The sequence below is a fragment of the Lacipirellula sp. genome, from assembly GCF_965279485.1.
Lineage (GTDB): Bacteria > Planctomycetota > Planctomycetia > Pirellulales > Lacipirellulaceae > Lacipirellula.
On record NZ_CBDIIC010000002.1, the window covers coordinates 4391645 to 4409263 of the forward strand.

The window sequence follows — 17619 nt, forward strand, 5'->3', positions numbered from 1 at the left end:
ATGGCCGTCCCCAAAGTTGTCATCGTCGGCCGTCCCAATGTCGGCAAGAGTAGCGTCTTCAATTGGCTGGCCGGTATTCGGCTCGCTATCGTTGAAGATCAGCCTGGCGTCACGCGTGATCGCGTCGATTATCTCACTGATCATGAAGGCCGCTACTTCGAATTGGTCGACACGGGCGGGATCGGCATCGAGGACGTCGACAACCTCACGAAGCATATCGAAGACCAGATCCAAACGGCGATCGATTCGGCGGCGGTGATTCTGTTCGTCGTCGATACCCGCGCTGGCTTAATGCCGCTCGATGAAGAGGTTGGCCGGCGGCTCCGCGACGTCGAAGTGCCGGTGCTCTGCATCGCGAACAAAACCGACGACGAGAAGATGGACGTGCAAACGACCGACTTCTACCGGCTTGGCCGCGGCAAGATCGTGCCGGTCAGTACCAAGCAGAACCGCAACCGGACGGTGCTGCTGAACATGATCGTCGAACGGTTGCCGCCCGAGAGCGCCGACGAGGGACCGGCGGAAGATCCGGAAATGAAGGTAGCGATCGTCGGCCGGCGTAACGTCGGCAAGAGCACGTTCGTCAACACGCTGGCCCAGGCCGAGCGAATGATCGTCAGCGAGGTTGCCGGCACGACGCGCGACAGCGTCGACGTGCGGTTCGAGCTCGACGGCAAAGGGTTCGTCGCGATCGACACGCCGGGCATTCGCCGCACCAAGAGCCAGGGGGCGTCGATCGATTTCTACGGCGCCCACCGGGCCCACCGCAGCATTCGGCGGGCCGACGTGGTGCTGTTGTTCCTCGACGCGACGCAGAAGATCAGCAAGGTCGACAAGCAGCTGTGCGAGTACATCGGCGAGGAATACAAGCCGGTGATTTTCGTCGTGAATAAGTGGGATTTGCTGGTCAATTCGATGCCGACCGAGAAGTGGGTGCGGTACTTGAATGACAGCTTCCGGGCCCAGCGGTACGCGCCGATCGCGTTTATCACCGGGCAAACCGGCAAGAATATGAAGGCGCTGCTGAACCATGCCCAGATGCTGTTCAAGCAAGCCCGGCAGCGCGTCACGACCGGGCAGCTGAACCGGATGCTGAAGGAAGCACTGCAGCGGACGCCGCCGCCGCTGTTCCAAGGGCGCCGGCCGAAGATCTACTACGGCACCCAGGTGAGCTCGCAACCGCCGACAATCGTGCTGTTCTGCAACGATCCGGCGGCCATCTCGAAGCCGTATCAGCGGTATCTGCTCTCGACGGTGCGCGAGTATATGCACTTCGAGGAAGTACCGATCAAGCTGTATCTACGCCGTCGCCAAGCGAGCGACACTCGGGACGATACGGGCGCTGATGAGATCGGGCCGATCGTGGATGAGGGCGAAGATCAAGCGGTGCACTCGGAGTGAGTGGCGCTGCGCTTGGTGAGTTGGGGGCTTGCTGGGGAACCGCTTGTGGGAGGCGTCTCCGACGCCGATTACGGTTTCCACTGCAAACGATATTGGCGTCGTCATGCCGCTTCGGGGTCAGAGACCCCTCCCACAGATTTAGTGGGTAAGGCAGTGCCGGAATCGCCGTGCGAGAAGCGCGTTGGCGATTAATCGATGCGGGGGGCGGTCGCTTTGCGTTCGCCGCTGACGGCGACTTTGGCGCCGCTCTTATGGTCGCGGGCGGCGTAGTCGGCCCATACGGCGCCGAGGCCGACCGTCCAGGCCAGCACGAGGCACAGCAGTTCGCCGAATCCAGAAAATTCCCGCCAGTCCTGTCGCATATCGCCTTGCCTGGACACCCGTGTCCAACTCGCTCCGTCGTCTCCGCCTACTTTGCAGGGGCGCCGCTTCCTACGGTGCAACCCTACCAAGCGGGAAGTAGAGCGAAATCGTTAAGGTTCCGCAAGCACAATATGAAGGCTGCTAGCAGCTGCCGCTGCAGCGGACCACTGGCGATAGCCCGCCGATTGGCGGCTTTCACGCGAAAAGGCCCAGCCCGGCGGGCTATTGCACCAAGGCTTCTTGCTCGCCGCCGGGGTTGAGTTCCAGCTCGCCTGAATCTTCCAGGCGGCGGACGATGTCGACGATTTCTTGCTGCTTCGCCTCGACCGCCGAGAGTTTGACCGGGCCGAGGTAGCCGATTTCTTCTTTGAGCATGTCGGCGGCGCGGGTCGACATGTTTTTGAAGACCTTGTCCCGCAGCTCGGTGCTGCAGCCTTTGAGCGCCGTGGCCCACTGCGAGGTCTCGACGTTTTTCATGACGATCTGCAGGTCCTTGTCGTTGAACTTCGCCATGTCTTCGAAGACGAACATCAGGCGGCGAATTTCTTCGACGAGCTCGGCGTCTTCGAGCGAGAGTTGCTCCATGAGCTGGCGCTCGGTGGCGCGGTCGGCGACGTTGAGCATCTCGGCCACGGCGCCGACGCCGCCGGCGTTTTCGAAGCTCTGGCTCATGACGCTCGACATGCGGCGTTCCAGACCGTGCTCGACTTCCTTGATGATGTCGGGGCTCGTCTGGCCCATTTGGGCGATCCGCTGAACGACCGAGATTTGGCGCTCCGGCGGCAGGCCGGCGAGGATGGCGGCGCCCGCGGCGGCTGGGAGGTGGGACAGGACGAGCGCGATTGTCTGCGGGTGCTCGTCGATGACGTAGGTGAGGATGTTCTGGCTGTCGATCGTGCGGAGGAACGCGAAGGGAACTTCCTCGATCGCTTGGCGGATCGTGTCGAGCGTGCCGCTGGCGTTTTTGCCGAATGCCTTTTGCACGAGGTTTTTCGCGCGGTCGAGGCCGCCGCCCTCGGCGGTGGCCGACGGGTTCGACTCGGCGAACTGGACGATGATTTGTTCTTGCTCGTCGGCCGAGACTGACTTGAGCTTGGCGATCTCGATCGAGACCATCTCGACCTGCTTCGGCTCGAGCCGTTGCAGAATGTCGGCCGCCTCTTCCTCGGGAAGGGTGGTGAGGAGGACGGCGGCTTTGCGAATGTCACTCATGGGAGCAGGCGGCGCGAGGCGGAAGCGATCGATGCGGCGGGGCAACTCGGCGTGATGCGCGTAGTTTGCCGTATGGGTTTAATCGTCGCGGGTGGCGCGGGGACTTGATGCGGGCGCGCGGGGGCGGCGTCGGCACGCCAGGCCGGATAATCGTTAGGGTTTGCGGTTCCCTAGCCCCGGGCTCCGCCCGGGGGTTGCTCGCCGTTCCAGGTGGCGACGTCCCGCGAGCAGGACACCGACCCCCTGGCGGAGCCAGGGGCTAGAACACGGGGGAAGGGATCGCCAAGCGAGAAATCACGCCCGCCAGCGGTACACGCCCCATTGGCCGTCGCACTCGTCGACGCCGACTTCCATTGAGACCAGTGCGTCGCTGACTTCGGGGGCGAGGGTGGCCAGCGTTTCACTCGCGATGTGTTTGGCGAGGAGTTCCGCGGTCGTATTCTCGACTTCGAGCAGCACGCAATCTTGCCGCGGGAAGATCCAGCGGCGTTTGCCGTGGGTGGCGACGACTTCGCCCGCTTCGCCGCCCGGCTGTTCGACGACCTTGATCGTCGGGTGACGCAGCGGCAGCACGACGCGGTGGTCGAGGGCGTCGACGATCTGTTGCAGGGCGTCGCGGAGCGCGATGAAGTCGATGACGTACTGGTTGCCGTCGAGCGGGCCCTCAACTTCGCAGTAGACGTGGTAGTTGTGGCCGTGGATCGGTTCGCAAATGTCGCCGGCGTAGGTGATGAAGTGGGCCGTGCTGAAGACGAGCCGTTCCTTGTGGATGCGGACGCGGTAGGTTTCGGGCATGGCGAGCACCTGATGGCGGCGTTTTACGTTGGGCGCGGCCCCCGGTTTGAAGAACCGGGGGCTAAGTTGGTGGGGCGTAGAATTTTACTGGCCAGGCAAGTCTGTTTTCGCGGAGCACCACGAAGAGGGCGGCGGCGATGACGTCGGCCGTTGTGCCGGGGTTGCGGCGGTGGCCGTCGGCGCGGAGCCAGAAATCGTACTCCGCACGCATCGCGTGGAACGAGTCGTCGCCGTGGCGGCGGGAGTCGAGGATCGTCGCCGCGTGTTGCGACACCTCGCGGGCGGCCTCGGCGCCGAGCTTGCGGGCGATCAGCGAGTCGGGCTCTTCGGAGAGCAGTTCCATGAAAGCCAGGACGATCGCCTCGCCGAGCGGTTGGCCGTCGGAGGCGTGGCGTTCGATGCGATCGGCCGTGCGGAAGACTTCGACGAAGCCGTTCGCATACTGCCGGGCGATGAGATCGCGATCGGCGGCCATTTGCATCGCGGCGCGGAGCGTCAGGCCGGCGGGGGGCGGTTCGTGCACGTCGGCCTCGGCGACTTCGCCCATGCCGCCGGGTTGGGCGAGGGGGATCGCTCGGTAGACGGCGCAGGTGTCGTCGTAGGTTAGGGCTGCGAGGGTTTGTTCGATTTGCTCACTCAGCGGCAAGCCGCGGGGGACTGCGGCAAGGGGAGTGATGAGCAGCAGCATGCCGAGGTTGGTGTTCGTCGCGACGGCGGCGCGGGTGGCGGCGACGGCGGCGAGGATCGTGGCGCCAACCCCCTGCTCTGCCGTGCGATCAATCACGGGGCCGATTACTGCGGCGCTCGTGAGGAAGTCGGCGTAGGTGAGGTCCTCGAAATCGGCGCCGCGGTAGACATTGCCCGGCTTCGCGGCGGTCGCTTCCCAGGTGCAGGCGAGCGTCGCGCAACCGCCGAGGGTGAGGGGCGGCGCGGCGGGTGGTCGAGCGGCGGCGCTCATGCGTCGGTCCGGTGGAGGAAGCGTCGCACCGCCCGTTCCGCTTCTTCGGGGGCGTCTTCGACGACCCAGTGGCCAACGTCGGGCAGACGCACCACGTCGGCGTCGGGCCACTCTTCGACGAACCGTGTGAGGCACTGCGTGTTGAAGCACCAGTCTTGCTCGCCCCAGACGAGCAGCGTCGGCAGGTCGGCCATTTGCGGGAGCTTGCGTTCGATGCCTTCGAGCGTCTGCCAGGTGGGGTGACGGTCGTTCGAAGGAATGTCGCGAACGAACTGGTAGACGGCCGCACGGCGACGCCACGAGTTGTACGGGGCGAGATAGCCGGCGCGAACTTCTGGCTCGAGGCTGCTGTGCCGGGCGAGCGTCATCGTAAGCGCCGCCCGCGAGAAGGCGTTGGCGCCTTGCAGCATCAGCCGGCCGAGAACCTTGCCGCGGCAGGCGCGGATTCGCCACGGGATGAACCAGGGGCGGAAGGCGCCGGTGTTGAACAGGACGATCCGCTCGAAGCGTTCGCGCTCAGCGAGCAGCGTGCCGAGGCCGATGGCGCCTCCCCAGTCTTGGGCGACTAACGTCACCCGTTGCAGGTCGAGCGATTCGAGGAGCTTGCGGAGGTTGGCGATGTGGTCGGCGAGCCGCAGCGGACGGGGCTGCAGGTCGCTGAGGCCGCAGCCCATGTGGTCGGGGGCGATGCAGCGGTACTCGCTGCGGAGCGATTGGATGAGCCGCCGCCAGTGGAACGACCAGGTGGGGTTGCCGTGGACGAACAGCAGGGTCCGCTCCGCGTCGCGGGGGCCTTCGTCGAGGTAGTGCAGCCGCCGGCCATCGGTGAGGAACCAGCGCGACTCGAAGGGGTAGAGGGCTCGCCACGGCGCGGCGGAGGCGGCGGGCGGGTCGATGGTGGTCGGTTGCAGGCTCAAGGGGCGAGAGCGGAGTGGGGGCGAGTCGGTTTGAGGGACGCTCCGGCGGGACGTGGACCCGCGGCTACAAGCGGTTCAGCCTAGCGGGTTGGGGGGCGGGACGCCACTTGGGAATTGGCGGGCGGCGGGTGCGGCGGGCCTTTGACGGGGGGGAGTGGGGCGCGTACAACTGAGGGTCTTGAACGCCGTGCGCGGCGGTCGTCGACGAGGGGCCCTTGCAATGGGGGCCTTACGAACCTGGTCAGGGCGGAAACGCAGCAGCCATAAGTTTGCGTCTCTTTGTGTGGGGGCCTCTCGTCGTCGGCCGTAGGCTGCTTAGCGGCATATAAGCTGGACGCTCAAGGGGGTCGGGAGCCTTTTGCGACTGGTTGCTCCCCTCCCGTTGACGCCCGCTAGTCGCAAAAGGCTCCCGACCCCTTCTGCACCGCAATTCGATCGCGTCCTGCATGAACGAGTCGCTGCCACCTTCGAACGCAGACACTGGCGGCGAATATGTGGTCGTCGCGCGACGGTATCGGCCGCAGGCGTTTGATCAGCTCGTCGGGCAGGAGCATGTCGCCAAGGCGCTCAAGGGCGCCATCGAGAGCGATCGCGTCGGGCATGCTTACCTCTTCACCGGCGCCCGCGGGGTTGGGAAGACTTCCTCGGCCCGCATCTTGGCGAAGGCCCTCAATTGCGAGCGGGGCACGTCGGCCTACCCGTGCGGCGAGTGCGAGGTTTGCCAGAGCATTGCCAGCGGCGACGACGTCGACGTGCTGGAGATCGACGGCGCCAGCAATCGCGGCATCGACGAGATTCGCCAGCTGCGGCAGAACGTCGCCGTGAGGCCGGCGCGGGCGCGGTTCAAGATCTACATCATCGACGAAGTTCACATGCTGACGAAGGAGGCGTTCAACGCCCTCCTGAAGACGCTCGAAGAGCCGCCCGAGCATGTGAAGTTCATTTTCGCCACGACCGAGGCGAACAAGATCCCGATCACGATCCTCTCGCGGTGCCAGCGGTACGACTTCGCGGGGATCGAACCGACGGTGATTCACAAACGGCTCAGCGAGATCGCGGCGAACGAAGGAGTCGAGGTCGACTCGGACGCGTTGCAGATCATTGCAATGCGGGCGGCGGGTTCGATGCGCGACAGCCAGTCACTGCTCGAGCAATTGCTGTCGACCGGCAGCCGGCAGATTTCGACAAAGGACGTCACCGAGCTGCTCGGCCTGGCGCCGGCGGCGCGGTTGACGCGGCTCGTTGAACCGCTGGTAAATCGCGACGCGGCGGCGGCGCTCGCGGAGCTCGATGCGGCGATCGTCGAAGGCGCCGAGGTGGGGCAGCTGATTGATCAGCTACTCGGATACTTCCGCGATGCGATGACGCAGGCCGTGGGGTGCGATGCGAGCCAACTGCTGTACGCGCTCCCAACGCAGCAGGAGGAAATGCTGAGCGTTGGGCAACGGCTCGGCGTGCAGACGCTGTTGGCGATTTCGCAGGTGCTCGACCAAACGGCCGCGCGGCTGCGGGTAAGCACGCAGGTGCGGACGCTGGCCGAGATGGCGCTAGTGCGGATTTGCCATTTGCAGAATCTCGATGAGATTGCGGCGCTGATTGAGCAGCTGAAGGGGGGCGAGGCGTTGCCGGTGCGGCCTGTCGCTGGAGCTGCCCCGGCTCCGATGGGGAGTACTGCAGCGCTCGGCGCAAAAAAAAACGCGATAGCTAGCCCGGCGATGCCAACGGCGTCGCCATCTCAGTCGCCGGCTTTGCCGGTGGATGTTGTGCCGGAAATGGCGGCTCGTGCGGTGGAGCGTCCACCGGCGGAGCCGGTGGCTTCAATTGTGTCAAACGCCGCGGAGGATCACCCCCGGGCGGAGCTCGGGGCTAGGGAGCGGGGTGAGGCTCGCGAGGGTGCTGGGGGACAGACCGCTGAAGCGGACGGTCCCGGGAACCCATCTGTTAAGCCCGCGCCTGCGGCGGGGCCGGTGCAAATTGATGCCGCCGCGGCGGAGCGGATTTGGCGCGAGGCGCTGGAACAGCTCGAAGCGATCTCGGGCGTCGTTGCGGCGTCGGCGCACGAAGCGACGCGGATCAGCGCGGATGCTCAGGGGCGGCTGGTCGTGAGCTTTCCCGAAAGCAAAAAGTACATGCGCGAGACCTGCCTGCGGCCGCAGAATCTCAGCAAGCTCGACGCGGTGCTCGAACAAATTTGCGGCGGGCGGGTGCCGCTGACGCTGACGACGCACGCCGATCCTGCCGGTTCAGGGCCGGCAGCCGCCGCTGCTTCGAGGCCAAATCCGAAACAGCAGCAAGCTGACGCGGCGGCCGACCCGTTCGTGAAGCGCGCGGTAGAATTGTTCGATGCCGACGCGGATCGGTTGCGCTACGTGGCGCCTCGCGTGGATGCACCCAAGTAGCGGCGGTGCGAAGGAACGAACGATGGCCTCCTCCACCGCCGACCCGCCAAGTTTCGCGAGGAGTGCGTGGCACGCATGGGGCATCCCCGTGATCGCGATGATTCCCCTCCTTGCTCTCGGGTACAGTAGCTCGTTCGTCCGAGCGGCACGGAACTCGCCATCCGCTCCTCAGCATCCGCAGGCTGAGTCTTACAGCCACGACTCTGCGAACGAGAACGCGCAGTATCGGGAGTATCGCGACTACGACAATCAAATTTGGCGTCGCGCGGCGACCGCATTTTTTTCGATTCAAGTGGTCGGCTTAATTCTGGCTGGGTTTGCCTTTTGGCTGCTGCCTCGCGATGGAACGGCCACAGGCGATAAGACGATTTTGGCACTCACGCCGTTGCTCAACGTTGCAGTGACTTTCGCGGCCTATATTGGTTGGGCTTTTCGAGAGGGTTAGCGCGACATCGCTTGAAGGAATTACTCATGTTCAAAGGCTTAGGAAATCTCGCCAACCTGCCGGGGCTCATCAAGCAAGCGCAGGAGATGGGGAGCAAGATGCAGCAGCTCACCGCGGAGCTGAAGACGAAGCGGGTTACCGGCTCGGCGGGTGGCGGGCTTGTCGAGGTCGACGCCAATGGGTTGGGTGAAGCGCTGGCGGTGCGGATCGATCCGTCGCTTTTCGCGAAGCAAGATCGCGAGTTGCTTGAAGACTTGCTGCCGGCGGCGATCAACGCGGCTCAGCAGAAGGCGAAGGAGCTGCACGCCGAATCGATGCAATCCCTGGCGGGCGGGATGAACATTCCGGGTTTGAGCGACGCCCTGGGCGGTTTGGGCAACATGCAGCCGCCGGAATAGGTCGTAGGGGCTCCAAATGGGGCCAAAATGGCGAGACTTGCGCGAGATTCTTGGGGTAAAATTAAGGCGTCGCAGGCGTGGTTGGCAGGGTTAACCACGACGGCACAAAGACGCCAAGAACGACACGAAGAGCCGCCCGGTTACGTTGCGATCACCATCGCGCGCGGGCGCTTGTGGGGAACATGTCGGCCGCTAGATCTCAGCGATTGTTGCGTGTTTCTCCTTCGCGCTTTTCTTCAAGCTCTTTGAGCTTTCGTGGTTCGTTCTCACAGCCGCAATTGCGGCGGAATGTTTGACCTGCCGCGAAGCTGGCCAGTATGCTAAAGGTACTTGGCACGCCGATTGCAGGCGTGCAACGTCCAACTTTTTCCGACGCTGTCATTCAAACCACGCGTCACTGACACCACTCGACCTTCTGCGGAACGAAAACACGCCATGCGACTCTCCCTCGGCCAAAGCATGCAGATGGCCCAGAAGCAGGTGCTGGCGCCGCGGATGATCCAGTCGATGGAAATCCTGCAACTGCCGATCATCGCGCTGCAGGAGCGGATCGAGCAGGAGATGGAAGACAACCCGGTGCTCGATCAGATCGAGCCGTCGGGCGAGATCGAAGAAAACGGTTTTGAAGAGACCCTCGCGGTCGCCGACGGACCAGACGCGCCGGCCGACACTGAGCGCGAGTTGGTCGTTAGCGAAAACACGAACAATGAGGATGACTTCGAGCGTCTCCTCAACATGGCAGAGAATCTGCCGGACGATTACGAGGAGCGAAGCCGGCCGTCGCGCGGGGAAATCGAAGCCGAGGGGGACCGTCGCCACGATCAGATGGCGAACATGGTCGCCCGGCCCGAGTCGCTGCAAGATTATCTTGATCACCAGCTGAGCTGGTTCGATCTCGATGAAGAAACGCGGCGGATGGCCGACCGCATCATCTACAACCTCGACAGCAACGGGTACCTCAAGTCGCCGCTGGAGGATTTGATTCCGCCGGCGCCGCCCGAAGTGAACGGCAACGCCGAGGCGTGGCGTGCTCAGCAGCTGGCGATGGCCGAGCGAGCGCTCGCCGTGGTGCAGCGGCTCGATCCGCCGGGCGTCGGCGCGCGGAGCCTCAAAGAGTGCTTGCTGCTCCAATTGACGCCGGGGCTGCTGTTCTTTGAGGAACTGCAGGTGTTGATTGAACATCACCTCGAAGACCTCGAAAACAACCGGCTGCCGCTGATCTCGAAGAAGACTGGCTTCTCGATCGAGACGATCCAGGAAGCGTGGGAAGACCTGCGGACGCTCAAGCCGAAGCCAGGCGCCGACTTTACCGAGACGAGCGCTCCGGCGGTGACGCCCGACGTGTTCGTCGAGAAGAACGACGAAGGCAAGTACGCCGTTCATCTCGAAGACGGCGATTTGCCGTCGCTCTACATCAGCCCCTATTACCGACGGCTGCTGCAGGAGTCGGGTACCTCGGCCGAGACGCGTGATTACATCAAGCGGAAAGTGAATGCGGCGCAGTGGCTGATCGAAGCGATCGAACAGCGCCGCAGCACGCTCACCCGTGTATCGCAGGCGATTGTCGATCACCAGACGAAGTTCCTCGACGACGGCCCCGACCACATCGAACCGCTCAAGATGCAGCAGATTGCCGACAAGGTCGGCGTGCACGTCACGACGGTGAGCCGCGCGGTCGACGACAAGTGGATTCAAACGCCGCGCGGGATCTTCCCGCTGAAGCGGTTCTTCGTCGGCGGCACCACGGGCGCGGATGGCGAAGAGGTGGCGTGGGACCGCGTGCGGCTGAAGCTGCAGGAGATCATCGACGCCGAGGACAAGACGAAGCCGCTGTCGGACGACGCGCTGGTCGACGAACTCGGCAAGGCGGGCGTCACCGTAGCACGGCGAACCGTGACCAAGTATCGCAAGGCGATGAATATTCCCAGCAGCCGGCAACGGCGGGATTGGTCGGCTGAGGGGAAGTAGGAAAGATTCCTGCTTCTTCAGAACAGCTCCGTCAGGTCGCGAGCGCCGTGAGCAACCCTGAGGATGGTCACCGCGTCATCGTCGATACGGAAGAAGATGAGGTAGCTCTGGTAGCTCAGCCGCCTCATGCCAGGGCCAAACTCACTGCAATCTTCGCCGACAAATGGATTTTTGGTCAGCGGTAGGCAGCGGCGTCTTAGACGCTGCACGAAGTGCAGAGCCGCAACAGGCTTATCGCGAGCGATAAACGAGAAGATTCCGTCCAGATCGTTTTCGGCGTCCTGCGTGATATCCAGACGCCGTACTTTCAAGAGGCCTCTTTCTGCTGCCGCATCAGCTCAAGAGCGCGTTTCTCAAGTCGATCGAAGACTTCCTCCGCGGGTTTGCAGAGGCCGGCCTCGATCTGCTTTTCAGCGACTTCAAGCATGCCTCGAAGCTCATCGCGGCGTTGCAGCAGATGCACCGCCTGATTAAGCGCTTCGGCTTCGCTTTGGTAGCGCCCGCTGGCAATGGCTGCGGCAATGTACTGCGAATGCTCGGGTGAGAGGTTGTCTAGCATGACGAAACGCCTCTGCGGAAGATGTTCAGATCTGCTGCCTTGAATTATCGCCCGCGGACGCCGTGAAGTCAAAGTCCATCCATTCGCAGGGAATTCTACACCGATTCGATATACATCCCCCGCCGGCGGCGTTCTTTGCGGCGGGCGTCGTCGATCAGCGACGCGACTTGGCGGACGTTTTCGATCCCCTGGATCATGAACTCCGGCGTCGAGGCGTCGCTGGAGCGGAGGCGGATCGAGCCGATCTTCAGCATCCGCTCGACGGGGCCTTGAACGACGCCGACGTCGTCGATGTCGATTGTTTCGATGCGGTCGACTTCGCGCCACAGCAGGCCGCGCTCGTGGATGAAGCGTTGGTTCGTGAGGTAGTAGTGGAGGCTGAGCTGCAGGTAGAGGAGCCGCAGGACGAGCGCGATCCAAACCAGCACGATGACGCCGGCCGCGATCGCCCACGCGCCGCCGGTGAAGCTAGCAAAGATGCCGATGACGATGATGACGAGCGTGAACGCCCCGCCGGCGATCCAGGCGCCGAGCATCGCGAGTTTCGAGAATTGGCCCTGCCACAACACTTCCTCTTGGTCCTCCCCTGCCGTGGGGGGAACTGCAGCACGCGACCGCTTTCCAGCGGCGGGGCCGCGGGTTGGGGCCAGTTGGTCGACGGCGGCGTTGATCGCGACGCCGCACTTGTGGCAGAAGGCGGCTTCGGCGGGAAGCTCCGCGGCGCAGGCAGGGCATTTCATCGACGGGGAATCCTCGCGGGAAGAGGCTGAAGGGTAGCGGCCGGACGCCGGAACACGGCGGCCTGCGGATGGGGGGAGCGGCGAGCATTATAGCGGTCGACCGCAGCGGCGCAGAGAGACGCGGAGCGGCTCCGCAAGGCGATGCGGCGGGTACAGCGAGAACGCTGTGCCAGCGATTCAGCGGGGTATTCGTCGGCGGGCGGTACAGCTTGCCAGCACTGCTCCTCGGTTTGTCGAAATGTGCCGCCCTCCCCTCTGCGGCGCCGTGGACGAGGCGCGCGCCTGGTGTATGATGGCGACCATGAAATGCCCCTTCTGTCGCATCGACAACGATCGTGTGATTGACTCGCGGGCTTGCCAGGATGGCTTCTCGATCCGTCGGCGGCGGGAATGCCTTTCTTGCAAGCGGCGGTACACCACGTACGAACGAATCGAAGAGACCGCCATCAAGGTGGTGAAGAAGGATGGCTCGCGCGTTCCCTTTTCGCGCGAGAAAATCAAAGGGGGCCTCGAACGCGCCTGCTGGAAGCGGCCGATCAGCGATCGCGACATCGAGCGGACGGTGGCGGCGATTGAGAACGACGTTTATACGACGTTCGACAGCGAGATCGAGAGCCACCGGCTCGGCGAGTTGGTGATGGACCACTTGCGCGATCTTGATCAGGTGGCGTTCGTCCGGTTCGCCAGCGTTTATCGGCAGTTTGCCGACGCGGGCGATTTCTTCGATGAGTTGCGGCCATTTCTTACGGAAGCGCGGAAGACGCCGCGCTAATCGACAGATCGCATTGCGCAGGTTGAGGCCGACGCCCGTGCGCTGGTAGCATGGCGTGCTGGAGTTTACCGCTCACTCGCAATTCAACTTTTGATTTTTCCTCTGCGTCTCCGCGCCTCTGCGAGAGCTTTCTTTCCGCAACGAGAAGTTTCTCGCAGAGGCGCAGAAGAGGATAATTCAGATCGCAGCAGGACGACGATGGCTCTCTCTCCGATGATGCAGCAGTATCACGACGCCAAGCAGGTGGCGGGTGATGCGATTTTGCTGTTTCGGATGGGGGATTTTTATGAGCTGTTCCACGAGGATGCGAAGACCTGCGCACGGGAACTCGGGTTGTCGCTGACCAGCCGCGACAAGGGTGAAAACCCGATCCCGATGGCCGGATTCCCGCATCATCAGCTGGACCAGTATTTGGCGAAGCTGATCGCGCGTGGGTTTCGGGCCGCCGTCTGCGAACAGATGGAAGATCCCAAGCAGGCGAAGGGAATCGTCAAACGCGAAGTGGCGCGGATCGTCAGCCGCGGGACGGTGACCGACGATTCGCTGCTGGAACCGTCGACGGCTAACTTCCTGCTGGCACTGGCGGCCAGCCCGACGAAGGATGCCTGCGGATTGGCGTGGGTCGACGTGTCGACCGGGCGGTTCGAGGCGACCGTGACGACCGCTGAGCGGCTGGGCGACGAGTTGGCTCGCGTGGCGCCGGTGGAGATTCTTGTTCGCGAAGATGCGGGCGAGTTGCCGCTGGAGTGGTGCGAAGGGCGGATGGTAACGCGGCGGCCGACGTGGGCCTTCAGCCGCGAGGCAGGCGACGACGCGCTGACGCGGCATTTTGGCGCTCATTCGCTCGAGGGCTTCGGCTTTACCGACGACGATGGCCCGGCGATCCAGGCCGCGGGGGCGGTGCTCGATTACCTCAACGAGACGCAGAAGACGTCGCTGGGGCATATCGATCGCCTGATTCCGTACCGTCGCGAGACCCGGCTGGAAATCGATCAAGCGACGCGACGGAGTTTGGAGATCAGCCAAACGATCCGCGATGGGCGGCGCGAGGGGTCGCTGCTCGGCGTAATGGATCGGACCACCACGTCGATGGGGGCTCGGTTACTCGGCGAGTGGCTGGCGGCGCCGCTGACGGACGTGGCGGCGATTGACTCGCGGCTCGATGCGGTCGGCGAACTGCACGCCGATCCGTCGTTCACCGGCGAGCTGCGCGAGGCGCTCCGCTCGATTTACGACATCGAACGATTGCTGGCCCGCGTGACGACCGGCCGGGCGACGCCGCGGGATCTCAGCTTTGTCGCGCGGACGCTCCGCTGCTTGCCGGTGGTGAAGGCGAAGCTGACGGGACGGAAGTCGGCGCGGCTGTCGCAACTCGAAGGGCGGATCGACCTGTGCGGCGACGTGCGGGAGAAGCTTGAGACGGCGCTCGCCGACGATTGTCCGCTCAACGCCCGCGATGGCGGCTTTGTGCGGTCCGGCTTTCACGCGGAACTGGACGAGCAGCGCGAACTTTCCAAGGGTGGCAAGCAGTGGATCGCCGCCTACCAGGCCGAGGCGATCGAGCGGACCGGCATCGCGTCGATGAAGGTCGGGTTCAACAACGTCTTTGGGTACTACCTCGAAATCACGCACGCGCACCGCGACAAGATTCCGGCCGACTTCATCCGCAAGCAGACGCTGAAGAACGCCGAACGGTACGTCACGCCGGAGTTGAAGGTCCACGAAGAGAAGGTTCTCGCCGCGGAGGAGCGGTCGAAGGATATCGAGTACAACCTGTTCGTGGAGCTACGCGAGACGGTCGCGGCGGCGGCGCGGCGTATTTTGGCCACGGCCGACGCGCTGGCGGAAATCGACGTGCTGGCGGGCCTTGCGGAGCTCGCGCGGTCGCGTAATTACTGCCGACCGACGATCGTGGCGGAACCACGGCTGGAGTTGATCGCGGGGCGGCATCCGGTGCTCGACGCGACCGAGGCGGCGGGGACGTTTGTGCCGAATGATACGAGTTGCGAGGGCCGAGTTGCGAGTAGCGAGTCAGATCAAGGAGTCGACGAGGCTCCTTCTCAAAACTCGTCACTCGCGACTCGATGCTCGATCCTCCTCATCACCGGCCCCAACATGGCCGGTAAGAGTACCTACATTCGGCAGACGGCGCTGTTGCAGCTGATGGCGCAGGTGGGCAGTTTTGTGCCGGCCAAGAGTGCAACGGTGGGTATTGCCGACCGGATCTTCGCGCGCGTCGGCGCTAGCGACGATCTCGCACGCGGCCGCAGTACGTTCATGGTCGAGATGACCGAGACGGCGCGGATTCTGAATACCGCCACCGCGCGGAGTCTGGTGATTCTCGACGAGATCGGCCGCGGCACGAGCACTTACGATGGGCTGTCGCTGGCGTGGGCGGTGGTCGAGCATCTGCACGATCAAATCGGTTGCCGGACGCTGTTTGCGACGCACTATCACGAGCTAACGCAGCTCGCGAAGGAGTTGCCGCAACTGGCGAACTTCAACGTCGCGGTCCGCGAGTGGCAGGATCAGGTGGTGTTTCTGCACCAGATTATTCCGGGCGCCGCGGAGAAGAGCTTCGGCATTCATGTCGCGCAGCTGGCCGGCGTGCCGCGTGAAGTGAATCAGCGGGCTGAGCAGATTCTGGCTAGTTTGGAAAAGGGTTCCGTCGCGGCCAGCCAAGGTCGGGCCGAGGACGTAGAATTGACGCGCGTCGACGGTTCGCACGCGGGGGCAAGCAGCGTGAAACGCGGACAGCGTCGCGCGGGAGCCCAATTGCAGATGACGTTGTTCGAAGCGGCCGAGCATCCGCTGCTCGAACTCATCCGCGGGGTCGACCTCGACGCCACGAGTCCGCGCGATGCGATGAAGTTAATCGATCATTGGCAGGAGCAACTGCTGGCCGAAGCCAACGGACCTGCTTAGCCTGCCGGAACTCTCACGGAAGACAGTCATGTCACGGCGCCTTGCGACCCTGCTTCTGGCCGCTGTCGCGGCGTCGGTCTTGAATTGCGCAATTGCCGTCGCCGGCGGCGGACCGCAGAACGTGGCGCTGCTGGTCAATTCGAACGACCCCAATTCGCTGGCGGTCGCGAACTGCTACATCGAACTGCGGCAAATCCCGGCGACGAACGTCGTCTACATTTCTTGGAAAGGGGGCGATCGGGGCACGTCAGGGGTGCTCTTCCGCGATGCGATCATGAAGCCCGCACTCGCGGAACTTGAGCAGCGGGGCGTCCTGCCGCAGATCGATTGCATTGCGTTCAGCAGCGGCTTTCCTTATTTGATCGACTGCGCACGGATGTGGCCGAACGCGCAGTTCGATCGCACTGGACGCCCGGTGACTTCGCTAACATCGGCGGCGTATCTCTATCAATTCTTGTTTGCCGATCGCAAAGAAATGTTCCTCGGCAATGTGAATCTCTACTACGCGCCGACGGTTGCCGGCAAAACGAAGTCGCGAGCGTTTTCGGCGAGCGAAGGTTGGGGCCCGAACGGTCCCGAACCTGGCGGATTGAAGTACTACCTCTCGACGGCGCTCGGCATTACCCATGGCCAGGGAAATACGGTGGACGAAGTGATCGCTTCGCTGCGACGCTCGAAAGGGGCAGACGGCGCCAACTACCGCGGCACGATCTACTACATGGCGAACAACAATATCCGGTCGAAGGTTCGCGATGCGGGATATCGCGACGCGGTGACGGAGTTGGCGGCGCTCGGCGTGAAAGGGGTCGTCGATCAGGGAACGGCGCCGCTCGCGAAGCCCGACATTGCCGGGCTGACGACGGGAACGCCCAACCTGCTGCTGCGCGATTCGGGGAGCACGATTTTGCCGGGCGCGCTGGTCGACAACCTGACAAGCGCCGGCGGGCAAATGATGCTTCGCGAAGAGACGAACCCGCAGACGCGGATTAGCGAGTTCATCCGCTTCGGCGCCGCAGGGGCGTCGGGGACGGTGGTGGAGCCGTTTGCAATCGCAGCGAAGTTTCCTTCGCCGGCGCTCCATGTTCATTACGCCCGCGGCTGTTCGTTGGCGGAGTCTTACTACCAGTCGGTCGCGGCCCCATGCCACTTATTGATCATTGGCGACCCGCTCTGCCATCCCTGGGCAAAGACGCCGAAAGTGAGCGTGCCTGGGTTCGATGTGACGACGCCGCTGAAAGGGACCGTCACGCTGACGCCGACAGCCGCCTACTCCGACAGTCGTCAGGCAAGCCGGTTTGAGGCGATCATCGACGGGGTGCGGACCGCGATCGCGAACCCGGGACAGCCGCTCACGATCGATACGACGAAGCTGGCCGACGGCTGGCACGATTTGTGGGTGGTGGCCGTCGACAATACGCCGATCGCGGTACAGGGAGGCTGGGTCGGCGTCGTCGAGGTTCGCAACGGGAAGGGCTCCGTCCTGCTGAGCGTCGTGACGCCATCGGTGGGGATCGACGAGTCGGTTGTCCTGAAAGTGACGGCGACGGAGAAGGGGGACGTCGAGGTGTTCCAGAACAGCGAGTCGCTAGCGACCGTCGCGGGGGGCGAAGGGGAGGTTTCTATCCCGGCGAAGACGCTGGGACGCGGCAAGGTGAAGCTGACGGCGATCCAGGCGGGGACGCCGGGCGTGCGCTCGCGTTCGCTTACCGTGGAGATCCGCTAGCAAGGCGCCGAGTAGCGCACGAAAGTGGCGACCCCGATTTCAGC

At 63.7% G+C, this 17619-nt stretch carries 16 protein-coding genes and 1 other RNA gene; 9 read left to right on the forward strand and 8 right to left on the reverse strand.

The window, feature by feature from the left end:
• Positions 1–1401 (forward strand): ribosome biogenesis GTPase Der, encoded by a 1401-nt coding sequence (der, locus tag ACQY7R_RS25030; protein WP_428308279.1) that lies wholly within the window; start codon positions 1–3, stop codon positions 1399–1401.
• Between the two features lie 188 nt (positions 1402–1589).
• Here der and ACQY7R_RS25035 read toward each other — a convergent pair whose 3' ends face one another.
• The 5 genes from ACQY7R_RS25035 to ACQY7R_RS25055 form a co-directional block, all read right to left on the reverse strand.
• A complete protein-coding gene (locus ACQY7R_RS25035) occupies positions 1590–1763 on the reverse strand; it encodes a hypothetical protein (RefSeq protein ID WP_428308280.1) in 174 nt (57 codons plus the stop codon).
• Positions 1764–1986: 223 nt separating this feature from the next.
• On the reverse strand, positions 1987–2976 hold the full coding sequence (gene fliG, locus ACQY7R_RS25040; RefSeq protein ID WP_428308281.1) for a flagellar motor switch protein FliG: 990 nt from the start codon (positions 2974–2976) through the stop codon (positions 1987–1989).
• Positions 2977–3270: 294 nt separating this feature from the next.
• Positions 3271–3771 (reverse strand): 6-pyruvoyl trahydropterin synthase family protein, encoded by a 501-nt coding sequence (locus tag ACQY7R_RS25045; protein WP_428308282.1) that lies wholly within the window; start codon positions 3769–3771, stop codon positions 3271–3273.
• Between the two features lie 61 nt (positions 3772–3832).
• Positions 3833–4729: a triphosphoribosyl-dephospho-CoA synthase gene (locus ACQY7R_RS25050; protein WP_428308283.1), complete on the reverse strand. Its 897-nt coding sequence runs from the start codon at positions 4727–4729 to the stop codon at positions 3833–3835.
• Entirely contained in the window at positions 4726–5646 is a 921-nt protein-coding gene (locus ACQY7R_RS25055; protein ID WP_428308284.1) for an alpha/beta fold hydrolase, read from the reverse strand. Before ACQY7R_RS25055 ends, ACQY7R_RS25050 begins: the two co-directional genes overlap by 4 nt.
• Before the next feature lie 204 nt (positions 5647–5850).
• Between ACQY7R_RS25055 and ffs the strand changes: the two genes are divergently transcribed.
• The 5 genes from ffs (at position 5851) to rpoN (ending at position 10856) form a co-directional block, all read left to right on the forward strand.
• An RNA gene (gene ffs / locus ACQY7R_RS25060) (signal recognition particle sRNA small type) lies at positions 5851–5947 on the forward strand.
• A gap of 145 nt (positions 5948–6092) precedes the next feature.
• Complete coding sequence (gene dnaX / locus ACQY7R_RS25065; RefSeq protein ID WP_428308285.1) at positions 6093–8045, forward strand: DNA polymerase III subunit gamma/tau; 1953 nt, start codon at positions 6093–6095, stop codon at positions 8043–8045.
• A gap of 88 nt (positions 8046–8133) precedes the next feature.
• Positions 8134–8490, forward strand: a complete 357-nt coding sequence (locus tag ACQY7R_RS25070; RefSeq protein WP_428308286.1) for a hypothetical protein — start codon at positions 8134–8136, stop codon at positions 8488–8490.
• A gap of 26 nt (positions 8491–8516) precedes the next feature.
• Positions 8517–8888 carry a YbaB/EbfC family nucleoid-associated protein gene (locus tag ACQY7R_RS25075; protein WP_428308287.1) on the forward strand — a complete coding sequence of 124 codons (372 nt, stop codon included), beginning with the start codon at positions 8517–8519 and terminating at the stop codon, positions 8886–8888.
• A gap of 435 nt (positions 8889–9323) precedes the next feature.
• Positions 9324–10856 carry an RNA polymerase factor sigma-54 gene (gene rpoN / locus ACQY7R_RS25080; RefSeq protein WP_428308288.1) on the forward strand — a complete coding sequence of 511 codons (1533 nt, stop codon included), beginning with the start codon at positions 9324–9326 and terminating at the stop codon, positions 10854–10856.
• 17 nt (positions 10857–10873) lie between these two features.
• On the opposite strand, the gene ACQY7R_RS25085 is transcribed toward rpoN, so the two are convergent.
• The 3 genes from ACQY7R_RS25085 to ACQY7R_RS25095 form a co-directional block, all read right to left on the reverse strand.
• Positions 10874–11167, reverse strand: a complete 294-nt coding sequence (locus ACQY7R_RS25085; RefSeq protein ID WP_428308289.1) for a type II toxin-antitoxin system RelE/ParE family toxin — start codon at positions 11165–11167, stop codon at positions 10874–10876.
• Positions 11164–11415: a ribbon-helix-helix domain-containing protein gene (locus ACQY7R_RS25090; RefSeq protein ID WP_152097510.1), complete on the reverse strand. Its 252-nt coding sequence runs from the start codon at positions 11413–11415 to the stop codon at positions 11164–11166. The genes ACQY7R_RS25085 and ACQY7R_RS25090 overlap by 4 nt, the downstream gene beginning before the upstream one ends.
• Before the next feature lie 95 nt (positions 11416–11510).
• Positions 11511–12155, reverse strand: a complete 645-nt coding sequence (locus tag ACQY7R_RS25095) for a PH domain-containing protein (protein WP_428308290.1) — start codon at positions 12153–12155, stop codon at positions 11511–11513.
• 301 nt (positions 12156–12456) lie between these two features.
• On the opposite strand from ACQY7R_RS25095, the gene nrdR reads away from it, so the two are divergent.
• The 3 genes from nrdR (at position 12457) to ACQY7R_RS25110 (ending at position 17575) form a co-directional block, all read left to right on the forward strand.
• A complete protein-coding gene (gene nrdR, locus ACQY7R_RS25100; protein WP_428308291.1) occupies positions 12457–12927 on the forward strand; it encodes a transcriptional regulator NrdR in 471 nt (156 codons plus the stop codon).
• A gap of 198 nt (positions 12928–13125) precedes the next feature.
• Positions 13126–15852: a DNA mismatch repair protein MutS gene (mutS, locus tag ACQY7R_RS25105; protein WP_428308292.1), complete on the forward strand. Its 2727-nt coding sequence runs from the start codon at positions 13126–13128 to the stop codon at positions 15850–15852.
• Between the two features lie 28 nt (positions 15853–15880).
• Positions 15881–17575 carry a hypothetical protein gene (locus ACQY7R_RS25110; protein ID WP_428308293.1) on the forward strand — a complete coding sequence of 565 codons (1695 nt, stop codon included), beginning with the start codon at positions 15881–15883 and terminating at the stop codon, positions 17573–17575.
• Positions 17576–17619: the final 44 nt, after the last annotated feature.

What these genes read in the sequence shown, in the direction of transcription:
- fliG (WP_428308281.1), bottom strand. Translation starts at nt 2,976, where the DNA reads ATGAGTGACATTCGCAAAGCCGCCGTCCTCCTCACCACCCTTCCCGAG.
- mutS (WP_428308292.1), top strand. Translation starts at nt 13,126, where the DNA reads ATGGCTCTCTCTCCGATGATGCAGCAGTATCACGACGCCAAGCAGGTG.
- ACQY7R_RS25045 (WP_428308282.1), bottom strand. Translation starts at nt 3,771, where the DNA reads ATGCCCGAAACCTACCGCGTCCGCATCCACAAGGAACGGCTCGTCTTC.
- ACQY7R_RS25110 (WP_428308293.1), top strand. Translation starts at nt 15,881, where the DNA reads ATGTCACGGCGCCTTGCGACCCTGCTTCTGGCCGCTGTCGCGGCGTCG.
- rpoN (WP_428308288.1), top strand. Translation starts at nt 9,324, where the DNA reads ATGCGACTCTCCCTCGGCCAAAGCATGCAGATGGCCCAGAAGCAGGTG.
- ACQY7R_RS25075 (WP_428308287.1), top strand. Translation starts at nt 8,517, where the DNA reads ATGTTCAAAGGCTTAGGAAATCTCGCCAACCTGCCGGGGCTCATCAAG.
- ACQY7R_RS25050 (WP_428308283.1), bottom strand. Translation starts at nt 4,729, where the DNA reads ATGAGCGCCGCCGCTCGACCACCCGCCGCGCCGCCCCTCACCCTCGGC.
- nrdR (WP_428308291.1), top strand. Translation starts at nt 12,457, where the DNA reads ATGAAATGCCCCTTCTGTCGCATCGACAACGATCGTGTGATTGACTCG.
- ACQY7R_RS25035 (WP_428308280.1), bottom strand. Translation starts at nt 1,763, where the DNA reads ATGCGACAGGACTGGCGGGAATTTTCTGGATTCGGCGAACTGCTGTGC.
- dnaX (WP_428308285.1), top strand. Translation starts at nt 6,093, where the DNA reads ATGAACGAGTCGCTGCCACCTTCGAACGCAGACACTGGCGGCGAATAT.
- ACQY7R_RS25095 (WP_428308290.1), bottom strand. Translation starts at nt 12,155, where the DNA reads ATGAAATGCCCTGCCTGCGCCGCGGAGCTTCCCGCCGAAGCCGCCTTC.
- ACQY7R_RS25090 (WP_152097510.1), bottom strand. Translation starts at nt 11,415, where the DNA reads ATGCTAGACAACCTCTCACCCGAGCATTCGCAGTACATTGCCGCAGCC.
- der (WP_428308279.1), top strand. Translation starts at nt 1, where the DNA reads ATGGCCGTCCCCAAAGTTGTCATCGTCGGCCGTCCCAATGTCGGCAAG.